Source organism: Paraburkholderia adhaesiva (assembly GCF_021390575.1).
GTDB classification, from domain to species: domain Bacteria; phylum Pseudomonadota; class Gammaproteobacteria; order Burkholderiales; family Burkholderiaceae; genus Paraburkholderia; species Paraburkholderia adhaesiva.
Genome location: NZ_JAJEJQ010000003.1, coordinates 180,999 through 195,815, shown reverse-complemented (window position 1 = coordinate 195,815; position 14,817 = coordinate 180,999). Strand labels below are relative to the sequence as shown.

At 61.2% G+C, this 14,817-nt stretch carries 13 protein-coding genes; 5 read left to right on the top strand and 8 right to left on the bottom strand.

The genetic code is table 11. The annotated features are described in order from the left end of the window. Positions 1–15: 15 nt before the first annotated feature. From L0U80_RS24870 to L0U80_RS24855, 4 genes are all read left to right on the top strand, one after another. Positions 16–762: an SDR family NAD(P)-dependent oxidoreductase gene (locus L0U80_RS24870; RefSeq protein WP_233872100.1), complete on the top strand. Its 747-nt coding sequence runs from the start codon at positions 16–18 to the stop codon at positions 760–762. Between the two features lie 49 nt (positions 763–811). Continuing rightward, positions 812–1,558, top strand: a complete 747-nt coding sequence (locus L0U80_RS24865; protein ID WP_233872097.1) for an SDR family NAD(P)-dependent oxidoreductase — start codon at positions 812–814, stop codon at positions 1,556–1,558. A 35-nt stretch (positions 1,559–1,593) separates the two neighbouring features. Further along, the gene (locus L0U80_RS24860; RefSeq protein WP_233872094.1) at positions 1,594–2,226 is read left to right on the top strand and encodes a glutathione S-transferase family protein; all 633 of its coding nucleotides are present in this window, start codon (positions 1,594–1,596) and stop codon (positions 2,224–2,226) included. A gap of 542 nt (positions 2,227–2,768) precedes the next feature. Then, on the top strand, positions 2,769–3,071 hold the full coding sequence (locus L0U80_RS24855; protein WP_233872091.1) for a hypothetical protein: 303 nt from the start codon (positions 2,769–2,771) through the stop codon (positions 3,069–3,071). A 134-nt stretch (positions 3,072–3,205) separates the two neighbouring features. Here the strand turns inward: L0U80_RS24855 and L0U80_RS24850 are convergent, their stop codons facing one another. The 7 genes from L0U80_RS24850 to L0U80_RS24820 all read right to left on the bottom strand — a co-directional run bounded on the left by L0U80_RS24850 (position 3,206) and on the right by L0U80_RS24820 (position 11,502). Continuing rightward, the gene (locus L0U80_RS24850) at positions 3,206–4,504 is read right to left on the bottom strand and encodes an L-fuconate dehydratase (protein ID WP_233872088.1); all 1,299 of its coding nucleotides are present in this window, start codon (positions 4,502–4,504) and stop codon (positions 3,206–3,208) included. A gap of 87 nt (positions 4,505–4,591) precedes the next feature. After that, entirely contained in the window at positions 4,592–5,533 is a 942-nt protein-coding gene (locus L0U80_RS24845; RefSeq protein ID WP_233872085.1) for an ABC transporter substrate-binding protein, read from the bottom strand. A gap of 93 nt (positions 5,534–5,626) precedes the next feature. After that, positions 5,627–6,652, bottom strand: coding sequence for an ABC transporter permease (locus L0U80_RS24840; protein WP_233872082.1), 1,026 nt, complete (start codon positions 6,650–6,652; stop codon positions 5,627–5,629). A gap of 19 nt (positions 6,653–6,671) precedes the next feature. Then, a complete protein-coding gene (locus L0U80_RS24835; protein ID WP_233872079.1) occupies positions 6,672–8,183 on the bottom strand; it encodes a sugar ABC transporter ATP-binding protein in 1,512 nt (503 codons plus the stop codon). Positions 8,184–8,578: 395 nt separating this feature from the next. Continuing rightward, positions 8,579–9,592, bottom strand: coding sequence for a lysylphosphatidylglycerol synthase domain-containing protein (locus tag L0U80_RS24830; protein ID WP_233872076.1), 1,014 nt, complete (start codon positions 9,590–9,592; stop codon positions 8,579–8,581). 48 nt (positions 9,593–9,640) lie between these two features. After that, on the bottom strand, positions 9,641–10,915 hold the full coding sequence (gene hpnI, locus L0U80_RS24825) for a bacteriohopanetetrol glucosamine biosynthesis glycosyltransferase HpnI (protein ID WP_373322314.1): 1,275 nt from the start codon (positions 10,913–10,915) through the stop codon (positions 9,641–9,643). A gap of 236 nt (positions 10,916–11,151) precedes the next feature. Continuing rightward, positions 11,152–11,502 carry a hypothetical protein gene (locus L0U80_RS24820; protein ID WP_233872073.1) on the bottom strand — a complete coding sequence of 117 codons (351 nt, stop codon included), beginning with the start codon at positions 11,500–11,502 and terminating at the stop codon, positions 11,152–11,154. 405 nt (positions 11,503–11,907) lie between these two features. On the opposite strand from L0U80_RS24820, the gene L0U80_RS24815 reads away from it, so the two are divergent. Beyond that, positions 11,908–12,282, top strand: coding sequence for a cupin domain-containing protein (locus L0U80_RS24815; RefSeq protein ID WP_233872070.1), 375 nt, complete (start codon positions 11,908–11,910; stop codon positions 12,280–12,282). Between the two features lie 120 nt (positions 12,283–12,402). Here the strand turns inward: L0U80_RS24815 and L0U80_RS24810 are convergent, their stop codons facing one another. Further along, positions 12,403–14,646 carry an NADP-dependent isocitrate dehydrogenase gene (locus tag L0U80_RS24810; RefSeq protein WP_233872067.1) on the bottom strand — a complete coding sequence of 748 codons (2,244 nt, stop codon included), beginning with the start codon at positions 14,644–14,646 and terminating at the stop codon, positions 12,403–12,405. Positions 14,647–14,817 lie beyond the last annotated feature (171 nt).

The window sequence follows — 14,817 nt, the reverse complement described above, 5'->3', positions numbered from 1 at the left end:
TTACAGGAGTTTGTCATGAGCAGCCCCGTCGTTCTGATTACCGGCGCACTGACCGGCATTGGTCGCGCCACCGCCATCGCTTTCGCTCGCTCCGGCGCGCGGCTCGTCGTGTCTGGCCGTCGCCCGGCCGAAGGTGCAGCCCTCGAAGCCGAATTGCGTGAACTGGGTGCCGAAGCCTTCTTTGTCCAGGCCGACGTTCGCCGTGACGACGAGGTCCGTAATCTCGTCGATCAGGCCATTTCCCGCTTCGGCAAGCTGGACGTCGCAGTCAACAATGCCGGCACGGAAGGCACGCCCGGTCCGATCACCGAGGTTTCCGCAGACAGCTTTGCAGCGACCTTCGACACCAATGTGCTCGGCGTGCTGCTGAGCCTCAAGCACGAGTTGCGAGTAATGACCGCGCAACGCTCTGGCAGCGTGATCAACATTTCGTCCACCTATGGCCACGAAGGCGCAGCCTATGCCGCCCTCTACGTCGGCAGCAAGCACGCGGTCGAAGGGATTACCAAATCGACGGCGCTCGAAGTCGCCAGCACGGGTGTACGCGTCAATGCGGTAGCGCCTGGCCCCACGGACACCGGCATGCTCACCCGCTTTACCGGCACATCGGAGAGGAAAGCGGCGTTGGTGGGAACTGTGCCGCTCGCCCGGATCGGCAAGCCTGCGGACATCGCTGCCGCGGTGCTCTATCTGGCGTCCGAAGGCGCTGCTTTCGTGACCGGGCAGATTCTCACGGTCGATGGCGGCAAGACCGCGGGCTGATCCATGCGTCGTTCACTACCAACAAGCCTGAAGTAAGGAGCAACAGATCATGAATACGCTAACCGGCAAGACCGCGCTGGTGACCGGCGCATCGCGCGGTATCGGCCGCGCCAGCGCGCTGGCGCTGGCCAAAGCGGGTGCCCAGGTGCTGGTGCACTATGGCCGCGGCGAGCAGGAAGCCGACGCTGTCGTCGCAGAGATACGGCAAGCGGGAGGAACCTCGGAGAAGATCGCGGCGGACCTGCGCGCGGCCGATGGGCCTCATCTGCTTGCACAGCGCACGCGTGCAATCGTCGGTGGCCGGCTCGACATACTGGTTGCGAATGCCGGTATCGCCGAGGCAGCGACGCTTGAAGAGACGACAGTCGAACAATTCGACAACCTGTTCGCAGTCAATGTGCGCGCACCGTTTTTCCTCGTGCAACAACTGCTGCCCGTGATGTGCAAAGGCAGCAGCATCGTGCTGCTTTCGTCGCTGGCCGCACACGCGGCGATCGGCACGCTGGCGGCCTACGCCGCAACCAAAGGCGCCATCGATACCCTGGTTAAACATTTCGCGACCGAGCTCGGCGAACGAGGCATCCGCGTCAACGCCGTCGCACCCGGGGTGGTGCCGACCGATATGTCCAGTTTCGCGAAGACCGATGCAGGGCGGGATTTCACGCTCGGCATCCAGGCGCTCAAGCGAATGGCCGAACCCGACGACATCGGCGCGGCGGTCGCATTTCTCGCCTCCGACGAAGCCCGCTGGATCACCGGCGATACTTTGCGCGTGGACGGCGGATCGAAGCTCTGATCGATAGACACATTCCAGTCTCTGATGGAGAACCCATGAAGCTTTATCACGCCAGCGGGTCGCCGAACTCGCGCCGCGTTCGCATCCTGATCGCGGAAAAAGGTCTCGACGCGCAGCTCGTTCCAGTCGATCTCGGGACCAGAGAGCAGTTTTCGGACGCCTATCGCGCAGTGAATCCGCGAGTGGTCGTACCGACTCTCGTGCTCGACGACGGCACGGCGATCGGCGAAACGCCGGTCATCATGCGCTACCTCGACGACGCATTTGCGCAGACACCGTTGTTTGGAACCACAGCACAGGAAAAGGCCGTCGTCGCGATGTGGGAGCGCCGCGCGGAGATCGAAGGATTTGCAGCGGTGATGGAAGGCGTGCGCAACGCGGCGGCGACGCTAAAAGGCCGTGCGGTTTCCGGACCGCACGGATACGAGCAGATCCCTGAACTGGTCGAACGCAGCAAGCGGCGTGTAGCGAACTTCTACGACGATCTCGAGGCAAGACTGTCGAGCGTCCCGTTCGTTGCTGGCAAACACTATACGGCCGCCGACATCACGACGCTGGTCGCAGTGGATTTCGCCACCCGCGCTTTCGCGATGCCGATTCCTGCTCATCACGACGCCGTCATGAAATGGCACGAACGGGTTTCGGGCCGCCCCAGTGCAACGGCGTGACGTCTCTTTTGCTGCATGCGGTCGCACGTGAAGCGGATATGAATGTCCGCTTCACGTTTTTTCGCGGACGACTGGGACAGAAATGCGAGCCGCTCTAACGGGTCGGACAGAGCCTTTCTCCAGAAATCTGCGAAGCACAGAAAATTTTGCGCTGACGAGTATGTATGGCGACAGCTATTTCGTCGGAGCGGAGCGTACAGGCTGCACTTTTTACCGCAATGCCTGGATCGTTTCCCGACGAAGAGCGGAGCGAATGCGTGAGGGCGAGTTTTTATGGAGGCAAACTCCCGTAACACGGGGCTGAAGCGTCTGAAAGTGTCAGATCGTACGAGGCGTAATAATTTCAGGATGACAACGTGCCACGCAATTCTGGTGTGCCCGGAGGTTGATGTTGATCGCCCCGCTCAGTAGAATCACTGAAAGCTAAACGTAATTGTGTTCGCAAGCAATTGATTCGGTTGCGGATATACACGTCATGCTTGGCGTAACGAACTTGAAAACGGTTTGCTACATTTCGTCATCCTATTTAATGGAGAGAACCCATGAAAGTCCCTGCTATCAAGCTGAGCGCCCTTGTTTTCACTCTTGGTCTGCTCGCGGCCGGCCCCGTAATGGCACAGCCATCGGCTGTTGCACCTGAGCAATCTCCAGCCACGACCACGCACAACGATCCTATCGTTCAAAAGCGCATGGAGGTTCGTGCGGCCAACCAGCAGCATCGAGCGAACAGATCTGAAGCGAGAAGCGTCCAGCGAGCCGAAGTTCGCGAATCCAGAGCTGAACGCAACCAGTCCGTGCAAGAGGCCCGCGGCCGTGCAACGGAAGCGATCAATTCGGCCAATTAAGGTCGTTCGTTCCGGATACCCGGTGCATTCGCACCGGGGTCCGGTACGGAATCCATTTCACCTACACACCGAAACGTCGCTGCTTGAGCGTCCGTTCGCCTGGAAATAAAAGAGAACGCGTTAAACGCCAGCGATTACGACCGCCACGCGGGTCCCTCCGGGAACGCGTACTGATCGAGCGAAGCCGCATGCATTTCAATGCTGTATCCGGGACGTTGTGGCGGCATGTAATGACCGTTACGAATCACGACCGGATCGATGAAATGTTCGTGCAGATGATCGACGTATTCGAGCACGCGGTTTTCCAGCGAACCTGACACGCAGATGTAGTCGAACAGCGAGATATGCTGGACGTACTCGCATAGCCCGACTCCGCCCGCATGCGGACACACGGGCACGCCGAATTTTGCGGCCATGAGCAGTACGATGATCACTTCGTTCAGTCCACCCAGGCGGCAACTGTCGATCTGGCAGAAGTCGATCGACTGCGCCTGCAGCAGTTGTTTGAACATGATGCGATTCTGGCAATGCTCCCCCGTCGCGACACCGATGGGCCGGATCCGCTCGCGGATTGCAGCATGGCCGAGTATGTCGTCGGGGCTCGTGGGCTCTTCGATCCACCACGGGTCGAATTCGGCAAGGCGCCGCATGTTTGCGACTGCCTCATCGACGTCCCACACCTGATTCGCGTCCATCATGAGCTTCAGGTTCTCGCCGATTTCCTCGCGCAGAATGCGCGCACGCCGCGCATCTTCCTCGATATTGCCGCCCACTTTCTGCTTGAAATGCGTCCAGCCGTTCGCGACGCCTTCGCGCGCGAGCCGGCGAATCTTGTCGTCGTCGTAGCCAAGCCAGCCTGCGGAAGTCGTATACGCGGGATAGCCGTGTGCCAGCATTTCCGCTTCGCGCGCTCCCTTCGTCTTTGCGTGACGATGCAGCATTGCGATGGCCTCTTGCGGAGTGATCGCGTCGGTGACATAGCGGAAATCGAGGCAACGCACGAGTTCTTCCGGACTCATGTCGACCAGCAGCTTCCACACAGGTTTGCCCTGTGCTTTCGCCCACAGATCCCATACTGCATTGACGACAGCGGCCGTCGCGAGATGAATGGCCCCTTTATCTGGGCCGATCCAGCGTAACTGGCTGTCCGAGGTGATCGCACGCCAGAACGCACCCATGTTTGCCGCAATATCCTCGAGCGTTCTGCCGACGACGAGCGGCCCGAGCGCGTGCGCAGCGCTCACGCAGATTTCGTTGCCGCGTCCGATCGTGAAGGTGAGTCCGTGGCCCGTGAGCGGTGTCGGCGAATCGGTTTCGAGCGTCACGTAAGTCGCGGAGTAATCCGGTGCGGCGTTCATCGCGTCGGAGCCGTCGAGCGAACGCGACGTTGGAAACCGGATGTCCTTGACGGACAACTTGGTGATCGTGGTCATTTCGGCATCCTCATCCCGCGACGCGCAGGAGCGAAAAAAGAGGAAGGGCCGCAGCCCTTCCTTTCGTTGCACCGTGTCGGCTGCGGGTTAGTCGTAAAGCACGGCGGCGATCTTCGGATCGGTCATATTGGTTTTGTCGTACCAGAAGAAGCCAGTGTCGACCTTCGTCGGCAGTTTCTCGCCCTTGAGCGCCTTCACCGCCGAGTCGACGACACACCTGCCGATACCCACCGGGTTCTGCGTGATGGCGCCCAGCATCAGGCCGGAGTTGATGTCTTCTTTTTGCTCCTTGCCGGAGTCGAAACCGATCAGCACAAGTTTCTTGCCCGACTCCCTGACGCCGATTGCTGCGCCTTCTGCAGAACCTTCATTGGCGCCGAAGATGCCCTTGAGATTCGGGTTCGCCTGGATCATCGCTTTGGCGATTTCCGCCGACTTCAGGTGGTCGCCGCCGCCATACTGGACGGAGACGATCTTGACGCCCGAATGCTTCGCCTTGATCTGGTTCACGAACCCGTCGCGGCGATCGATACCGGTCCGGCTGGTCTGGTCATGAACGATCACGCCGACTTCGCCGGAGTTGCCGATCGCCTCAGCCATCTTGTCGGCCGCGAGCGCGGCGGCAGCAAGATTGTTCGTTGCGCACGTCGTGAGCGGAATGTCGCTGTCGACGCCGGAGTCGAAGGCAATCACCGGAATCTTGTTGCTCTGCGCGCGTTTCAGGAGCGGAATGGCCGCTTTGCTGTCGAGCGCGGCGATGCCGAGCGCCTGCGGATTCTTCGCGAGCGCGGCCGAGAGCATGTCGATCTGCTTGTCGACCATGGCCTCGGTTTCGGGACCCTCGAATGAGATCCTGACGCTGTGCTCCTTCGCCGACTGTTCGGCACCAGATTTGACGGCCTGCCAGAACTGGTGCTGGAAGCCCTTCGAAATGAGCGGGATATAGGGTTCGTCCGCGTACGCCATCATCGTGCCGCCAACGAGTGCACCTACGCCAACCACGACACCGACAAGTCTCCGTTTCAACATGAGGTTCTCCTCTTTGAGTGGACATCAACCTTCAGCCGATGGGGAGCGTTTTTTGTGCTCCCGTCCTTCTTCTATCTGTCGTCGTGTGCAGGATCAGAGCTTCCTGCGTCGCAAGATGTCGGCGTAGACCGCCAGAATGATGATGAGACCGGTCACTACGATCTGCCATTCCTGTGCGACGGACATGATGCGCAGCCCGTTGGTCAGCACGCTCATGATGAATGCGCCGATGATGGTCCCCAGAATCGTGCCGGCCCCGCCGCTGAGCGAAGTGCCGCCGATCACAACCGCGGCGATGGCTTCAAGCTCATAACCCTGGCCGAGCGCAGGCTGTGCGGAATTCAGCCGCGATGCGATGAGCAGTCCGGCGACGCCGCAAATCGATCCGCCGAGTGCGTAAATGGCGATCTTCCAGCGATCGACGTTCACGCCGGAAAGGCGCACCGCTTCTTCATTGCTGCCGAGTGCGAACGTATAGCGGCCGAGCGCCGTGCGATTGAGCGTGATCGAACTCGCGATGGCGAGAACGAACAGGATCAGCACCGCATTGGGAATGGGCAGGCTCGGAATGAAATAGCCGATCAGCGAATCCTGCGAAATCATGTAGAAGTTTTCGGTGTCGTTGAAATAGATCGGCTTGTCGGCCGACACGACGAGCGAAAGTCCTTTCAGCAGCAGCATCATGCCGAGGGTGGCAATGAAGGGCGGTATTTTCATTTTCGCAGTCAGCGTGCCCGATATCGTGCCGCAAAGCGCGCCCGTTCCGATCGCCGCAAGAACGCCTGTCCACATCGGCAGACGCCAGTAGGTGAGAAACACACCGCAAATGACTGCCGTGAAAGTCATGAGCGTGCCGACCGATAAATCGATGCCGCCCGTGATGATGACGAACGTGCAGGCGATTGCGAGCACGCCGTTCACCGCCGTCGCCTGCAGAATGCCGAGTATGTTGTCCACCTGCATGAACGCGGACGAGGCAATGCTGAAAAACACCAGCAGCAGGATCAGGCTCACGAAGGCAAGCAGCTTCTGTAGCGTTGCCGGGGCAAAGAGGCGAGCCTTGAGGCTCGTGGGCCGTTCCTTGTTCCCCAGTACCGAAGTATCCGATCGCAGTGTCATGAAGTGGACCTTTCGAAGATCACGCTGCTTTTAAGGTTTCGCGCTGTGTCGCCAGTTGCATGATGCGCTCCTGCGTTGCTTCCGATGCCCGGAGTTCACCGGTGACGCGTCCTTCGCACATCACGACGACGCGGTCGCTCATTCGCAGAATTTCGGGCAGTTCCGACGAGATCATCACGATCGCCTTGCCCTCGTCGGCGAGCGCGCGCAGCAGCTTGTAGATCTCGCTTTTGGCGCCGACGTCGATGCCGCGTGTCGGCTCGTCGAAGAAGAGCACGTCGCAGTCGCGCTCGAGCCACTTCGCGACGACGATTTTTTGCTGATTACCGCCCGAGAGCAGGCGCACCTGTTGCGTCGTGGCGGGCGTGCGTATGGCGAGCAGCTTGATGAAATGCTCGGCGGTCCTGCGGATCTGCGCGCGACGCAGGAAAAAATTGAACGCGAGGAACTTGCCCAGATTGGACATCACGATGTTCGATTCGACATCCATGCCGGTCGCGAGGCCAAACTGCTTGCGATCTTCCGAAAGGTAGCCGATACCACGCGCCACCGCGTCGCTCGGTTGTTTGATCGTCACTTTCGCGCCGCTCACGAATATCTCGCCGGAATCGACGGGATCGGCGCCGAATACAGCGCGCGCGACTTCGGTGCGGCCCGCGCCCATCAGGCCTGCAAAACCCAGTATCTCGCCCTTGTGCAGCGCGAAGCTCACATCCCTTACGAGCGGGCCCGCGTTGAGATGCTTCACTTCGAGCGCGATTTCGCCTTTGCCGCTGTCGCGGTGGTCGGGCGTGGCATCCGTCAAGACTCGCCCGACCATCATGCTGATGATCGTGTCGACACTGGTCTCCCCGGTATCGACGGTGGCGACGTATTCCCCATCGCGAAGCACGGTCACGCGGTCCGAGATCTGCTTGAGCTCGTCCATCTTGTGCGAGATGTAGATGACACCGACGCCCCGGCTCTTGAGTTGCCGGATGATGCGGAAAAGCTCGGCAATCTCGGCGTCGTTGAGCGCGGAAGTCGGCTCGTCCATGATCAGGACGCGCGAATCGAAGGACAACGCCTTGGCGATCTCGACCATCTGCTGCTTTGCGACCGTGAGCGTACCGACCACGGCGCGCGGGTCGATCTTGACGTGCATGCGTTCGAGGATGTCGTGCGCCTGCGCGTTGAGCTTGTCTTCGTCGAGAAACACGCCGAAGCGTTTGCGCGGTTCGCGGCCGATGAACATGTTCTGCGCGACGCTCAGGTGATTCATCAGTTGGAGTTCCTGATGAATGATGCCGATGCCGGCAGATTGCGCTTCGCGTGGATTCTGGAAAGCGACGGTCTGGCCGTCGTAGACGATATCGCCCGAATCGCGGGTATAGACACCCGCGAGGATTTTCATGAGCGTCGACTTGCCGGCGCCGTTTTCGCCCATCAGCGCATGGACTTCGCCCGCCATCAGTTCGAACTGGACGTCGTGCAACGCCCTTACACCGGGAAAGCGCTTGCTGAGCCGGCTAACGGAAATGAGCGGGGCCATGGCGCAGATTTCACGACAAATTCCCGGCGGGCGGCGGCCTCGTCAGGAAGCGTTGGTCGAAAAAGCGTCGGACGTCGGTACTTCTGGTGTCAGTGCGTTGGGCGTCTCCGGCGGGTTTCTCCGCCATTCTGGGCTGCTATTTCAGCGAGACGCCAGAGACATTACCGGGGCCTGCAAAATCGATGTATGACGATTCTACGACGCCGGATAGCCGACGCTCAACCTAAGGTAATTGCCGATGCCGCAGCCTTCGTATGCCACGCAATCCCACTATTTGCGCTTTTGCGGCGTAATTCGGGCACACGAGTCGCGATTGTGCAGCGCGAGATGAAAGGGGAATGCGAACGCGCCAGGCGGACGAGCGTTCTCCTGGGTCGCGGTTGTCGCTGCGGTAGTTATCGCGTACCGCCCATGCCGACGCGCGGACGCACACGGGCTTTGGCGCCGCGCGGCCAGGATTCGGCGAACTGCCAGGCAATCAGACCAGGCACGTAAAACAGCAGGTCACGGATGCGTCGGGCACCTGCGAGCGCGAGACACGTCGGCGCATCGAAACCCAGCAGAGCGCCGATCAGCACGAAGCCGCCCTCCTGAACGCCGAGGCCGCCTGGCACGAGAAACGCCGCACTGCTCACGATCTGGATCAGCGCTTCGATCACCATGGCCTGAACGAAAGTCGCGTTCGCGCCGAGGACGTGCAGGGCCAACCAGATTTCAGCCGTGTAGCCCAGGAATTGCAGCACCTGCCAGACGAAAAGGTAGCGCACGACCACGCCGGTCTGCCGCCAGATCAGTTTGACGGACTGGTCGATCCGCGCAGACTTGCCGACGAGCTCATAGACCTTGCCGCTCGTGATGTGATTGAGTGTGCGTGCGGCACGCTCGAACGGCCGCGCGTGCTGAACGAGCGCGAACAGCAGCAGCACGGGCACGAGCGCCGCGATGGCCCACGCGAGCTGCCCGACGACGCGCGCCGTATCCGACGATGTCTGTTCGAGCAGATAGCCGACTGCCACGAGCGCGAACAGGACCTGGCTGATGACGGTGAGCTGCATGTCGACGACGAGACTCGCCGCCGCCGTTGCCGGCCGCACGCCGTGGCGACCGAGCAACCGGAATGAAACGAGTTCGCCGCCGACGCGCGCGACGGGCAGCATTGAATTGATCGATTCGCGGATCCAAACGAGCCACAGCATCGTTCCGAGTCCAGGGCGCTGTGCTGGCCGGATCAGCGTGCCCCAGTCCCAGGCGTTGGCGAGCATCGGCAGCACGTGGACCGCCGCAGCCAGCAGCAGGCCTGCGCCCGCGCCTTGCAGCATGTGGAAGATTGTCGCGGGGTGTTCGCGCCAGACCAGCCAGATCGCGATTACGAGGCCGACCAGGGCCGTCGCGCGTCCGAGGTGTTTCATTGATGGGTAACAGTGAGAACGGTGAGACGTGGGTTGTTCAATCGACGCTCAGTCATCGTGCAGCGGCGAGAGCATGCCGTTGCCGTCGACGCTGAAGCTGAAGCCGCGCCAGACGACGCGCGAAGACAAGAAGCTCGCGGCGAAAATCATGAACTGCACGATATCCCACATTGGCACCAGCCACAACCCGCGGCAGCGTTCGCCAATGGCGCGATCGGTCTGCCATTTGAGCGCTGCGCGCGCGACGAGCGCCGCGAACATCAGCGCGAGAGCGGGGCTCGAGCCGCCTGAAGCCAGCACGGCGCCCAGCGCAAGCACGAACGGATGCATCAGCGTCGAACTCAGATGACCGCTGCGGTCAGCGGCACGGATCGTGCGGCTCCAGCGCAGTTCGTGCGTGAAGAGTGTCGTGAAGGTGGTTTCCACACACGCGTGCTGCACCGTGAACGGCGGGATGGCGACGCTCGCTCCCGTGCGCCGCACCGCCTGGCCGAGAGCATGATCTTCGGCAAGATGGTGGGCGAACTGCGCGAGTCCGCCAATGCGCTCGAGCATCGCGCGTGTCATGGCGATCGTCTGGCCGAAGCAGGGGCGCGCGCGGCCAATGGCGAGCCCGGTCACGACGCCCGGCAGGAAGTGATAGTTCGTTGACGCGGCCGCGCCACGCGGCCAGAAGCCGGGCGCACGCAGGCCGCGATACAGGCAGGTGACGAGCCCCACGCCCGGTTGCTCCAGCGTACCGACGACATGGCGCAGGTAATTGCGCCCAACGGTGACGTCGCTGTCCGCGAAACAGAGCACGTCGTGTTCGGCGCGTTCGACCATGTTGACCAGATTCGCGATCTTGCGATTCGGCCCGTACAGCCGCGAATCCGCCACCACGGTGATGTGCGCGTCCGGGTAGCGTGCGCGCAGCGCCTCGACGGTTTGCAGGGCGTCATCGCCCTCGTCGTGAACGCCGAACAGATACTGGATTGGGCCGGGGTAGTCCTGCTCGAAGAAGGTGGCGAGGTTGCTGGCGAGATTCCACTCGTCGCCGTGCAGTGGCTTTACGATGGTGACGCCGGGGCAGTCGGCTGGCTCGTTGCAGGGCTGCGCGAAGAAGCGGCGCACGAGCACGGCGGCGACGCAGCAGTAGGCGATACCGAGCGCTGCTCCGATCGCGCAGGCGATGGCGAATAGCGCAAGCAGCACACGTGCCAGATGCAACAGCATGAGCGGCGACTCGGCCCAGAGCGCGAGCGCAGCGACGGGTAGAGCCCACAGGACTGCCCAGGTCGCCCCCGCATATCCCTTCGGTCTTCTGGCGCGCGGGACGTCCATCATGCGACGCGCCGAAGTGGCATACCGCGCCGCGCTGCGGTCGCCCGGGCAGCGAAAATATGACGGCCGTGACAGCCAGCCTGCAGATACAACCAGTTCATGAGCAGAATGTCCCCGTGACGCGTGTTGCGACCCGGCCAGGAGTGTAGGGGCCAGACTTGACGCTAGTATGACCGCTGGTATGACCGGTGGGATGGCGTTACCAAGCCTACAGCGACCGGTTTCGCGCAGCCGTTTCAGTATAGCGCCGGATCGAGACTCTGCCGATTGACGCGGACACGCAGGAGGACGAGAAATCGCCGCGGGCAGTGTGGTGAAAGCGCCACCGTGCGCTGCTGACCGCCGACGAAGCGGACGTGCCGGCTGGCAAGCGCGCTGTGAAACGCGCTATGCGCGAGCCGGCGGACGGCGATCACGGAGCACGCGACAAGCGCGACGACGCCGAGCCGGAACTGCGATGAAGTGAAGACGTCCTGCGGGATGCGCCAGACGAGGATTGCAAAGAAGACGGCGATCTGGATCAAGGCGGCTGCGAGCGAAGCGACAAACAAGTGCGCGCGCCAGAGTTCGATGGTCGACGGCTTCATTTTGAGGTCCGCTCCAATGCGTTGCGCCAGGACAAGCGATCGGCGAATCTTTCGGTATGTGTTCCTGCAGCCTGCAAATGTCTTTCTGTCTGAATCTGCGGGAACGAGACGGAGCGCGACGCTGGAGCAATTCTGGCGGTTGAACATGAAGAGAACCTTAAGCAGTTGCATTCCGCGCAGTCGTGATTCTGCCCGTTATATTCGCATTCCTTATTTATTGGAAAGCGATGCAATTGCGTCGATGACGTTGCGTGTCGGAGATACCCAGCGCGCGGCACAAAGCGACAGTGAGCGAAGCGCTTCGACGTGCCCAGGTTCTTCCCTCGGTAATATTGGCCACTGCCCGAACGCTGCAATACTTGCAGCTTTCAACGACCGCAGATTGCGACACGAGGGGAGCGAGACATGGCAGGCATTTCGGGCATCGTCGATATCGGTGTGGACCAGGGCGAGCGATTCGAGTACCGCGTGGCGCCGGAAAAGCTGATATCAGGCGATCCGGTGCAGACGCTCACGCAGGGCTTTACGAGTCCGTGCGGACAGTTCAGCACCGGTGTCTGGGCGAGCACGCCCGGGCACTGGCGCGTGAACTACACCGAAATGGAATACTGCGAAATCCTTAAAGGCGTTTCGGTGATCCGCGATGAAGCGGGCAAGGAGAAGGTGCTTCGCGAAGGCGACCGGTTTGTGATTCCCGCGGGGTTCAAGGGCACCTGGGAAGTCGTGGAGCCGTGCGAGAAAATCTACGTCGTCTACGAGAACGAGACGGCACGCACCTGATGCACCTCATGCATCTCACGCGCTAAAAGAAAAACGCCCTTGCGGTAAGAAACCGCAAGGGCGTTCAGGACATCGTGACGAGGCAAGACCCGCTTACGCGTTCCCTGCCTCGCTTGTCACTTACTTTGCAGCCGCTTCAAGCGCCGCGTTGAGCGTCTTGCTCGGACGCATAACGGCGGAAAGCTTCGCGACGTCCGGCATGTAGTAGCCGCCGATATCGGCTGCCTTGCCCTGCACGGCCGACAGTTCCGCGACGATTGCCGCTTCGTTGTCGGTCAGCGTCTTCGCGAGCGGCGCGAAGTGGGCAGCCAGTGCCGCGTCGTCCTTCTGCGCGGCCAGCTCTTGCGCCCAGTACATCGCCAGGTAGAACTGGCTGCCGCGGTTGTCCAGCTCGCCGGTCTTCGGCGACGGGCCCTTGCTGTTGTCGAGCAGCTTGCCCGTAGCAGCGTCGAGCGTCTTCGCGAGCAGCTTCGCCTTCGCGTTGTCCGTCTTGATCCCGAGGTCTTCGAGCGACACGGCCAGCGCGAGGAATTCGCCGAGCGAGTCCCAGCGCAGGTGGTTTTCCTGCACCAGTTGCTGGACGTGCTTCGGCGCCGAACCGCCTGCGCCCGTTTCGTACATGCCGCCACCGGCCATCAGCGGAACGATCGACAGCATCTTCGCGCTCGTGCCGAGTTCCATGATCGGGAACAGGTCGGTCAGGTAGTCGCGCAGGATGTTGCCGGTCACCGAGATCGTGTCGAGGCCGCGGATCACGCGCTCGAGCGTGTAACGCATCGCGCGGACTTGCGACATGATCTGGATGTCGAGGCCGGTCAGGTCGTAATCCTTCAGGTACGTTTCGACCTTCTTGATCAGTTCGTTTTCGTGCGGACGATACGGGTCGAGCCAGAACACGGCCGGCGTGCCCGAGTTCTTCACGCGATTGACGGTGAGCTTGACCCAGTCGCGGATCGGCGCGTCCTTCACGAGGCACATACGCCAGATGTCGCCTTCTTCCACTTGCTGCGTCAGCGCTTCGAGGACTTCGCCCGTGGCGTTGTCGACGATGCGTGCCGTGCCGTCCTGCGGAATTTCGTACGTCTTGTCGTGCGAACCGTACTCTTCAGCCTTCTGCGCCATCAGGCCGACGTTCGGCACCGTGCCCATCGTCTTCGGATCGAACGCGCCGTTGGTCTTGCAGAAGTTGATGATTTCCTGGTAGATGCGCGCGAACGTGCTTTCCGGAATCAGGCACTTCGTGTCGGCCGGACGGCCGTCGGCGCCCCACATCTTGCCGCCGGCGCGGATCATCGCGGGCATCGATGCGTCGACGATCACGTCGTTCGGCGCGTGCAGGTTCGAGATGCCCTTGGCCGAATCGACCATCGCGAGCGACGGACGGTGCTCGTGGCATGCGTGCAGGTCGCGGATGATTTCTTCGCGCTTCGATTCCGGCAGCGTCTCGATCTTCGTGTACAGATCGACCATGCCGTTGTTGACGTTCACGCCGATCTCTTCGAACAGCTTTGCGTGCTTCTCGAACGCGTCTTTGTAGAACACCTTGACCGCGTGGCCGAACACGATGGGGTGCGAAACCTTCATCATGGTCGCCTTCACGTGCAGCGAGAGCATGACACCGGTCTTGCGCGCGTCTTCCATCTGATCTTCGTAGAACGCGATCAGGTGCTTCTTGCTCATGAACATGCTGTCGACGATCTCGCCGGCCTGCAGCGCGACCTTCGGCTTCAGCACGATGGTTTCGCCGCTCTTCGTGACGAGTTCCATGCGGACTTCGCGAGCCTTGTCGTTCGTGATCGACTTTTCGCCGTGATAGAAGTCGCCCTGCTTCATGTGCGCGACGTGGGTGCGCGAAGCCATGCTCCACTCGCCCATGCTGTGCGGATGCTTCTTCGCGTAGTTCTTGACGGCGGCCGGCGCACGGCGGTCCGAGTTGCCTTCGCGCAGGACCGGGTTCACCGCGCTGCCGAGGCACTTCGAGTAGCGCTTCTGGATGGTCTTTTCTTCGTCGTTCTTCGGATCTTCCGGGAAGTCGGGGATCTTGTAGCCCTTGCCCTGGAGTTCCTTGATCGCGGCGACGAGTTGCGGCACCGATGCGCTGATGTTCGGCAGCTTGATGATGTTGGTGTCCGGCGACTGCGTCAGACGGCCCAGCTCGGCTAGGTTGTCAGGCACGCGCTGCGCTTCGGTCAGGAATTCCGGGAACTCGCCGAGAATACGGCCCGCCACGGAAATATCGCTGGTCTCGACGTTCACGCCGGCAGGCGCAGCGAAGGTGCGGATGATCGGCAGGAACGCGCTGGTGGCGAGCAGCGGCGCTTCATCGGTCAGGGTGTAGATGATGGTGGGTTGCTGAGTACTCATCGGCTTCTTGGCGGGGGTTCAAAAACGGGGTTGGAACACCACCGGCTGCGCACAGTCGGCGTAAACACGGGGATTTTGCCTGATTTTACGACGCGATGGGGCCAAAGTCCCGCGAAATTTCATATTGCAAAATGCCATATCGCAGTTTTTTACAGGATCTGATGGAAATCA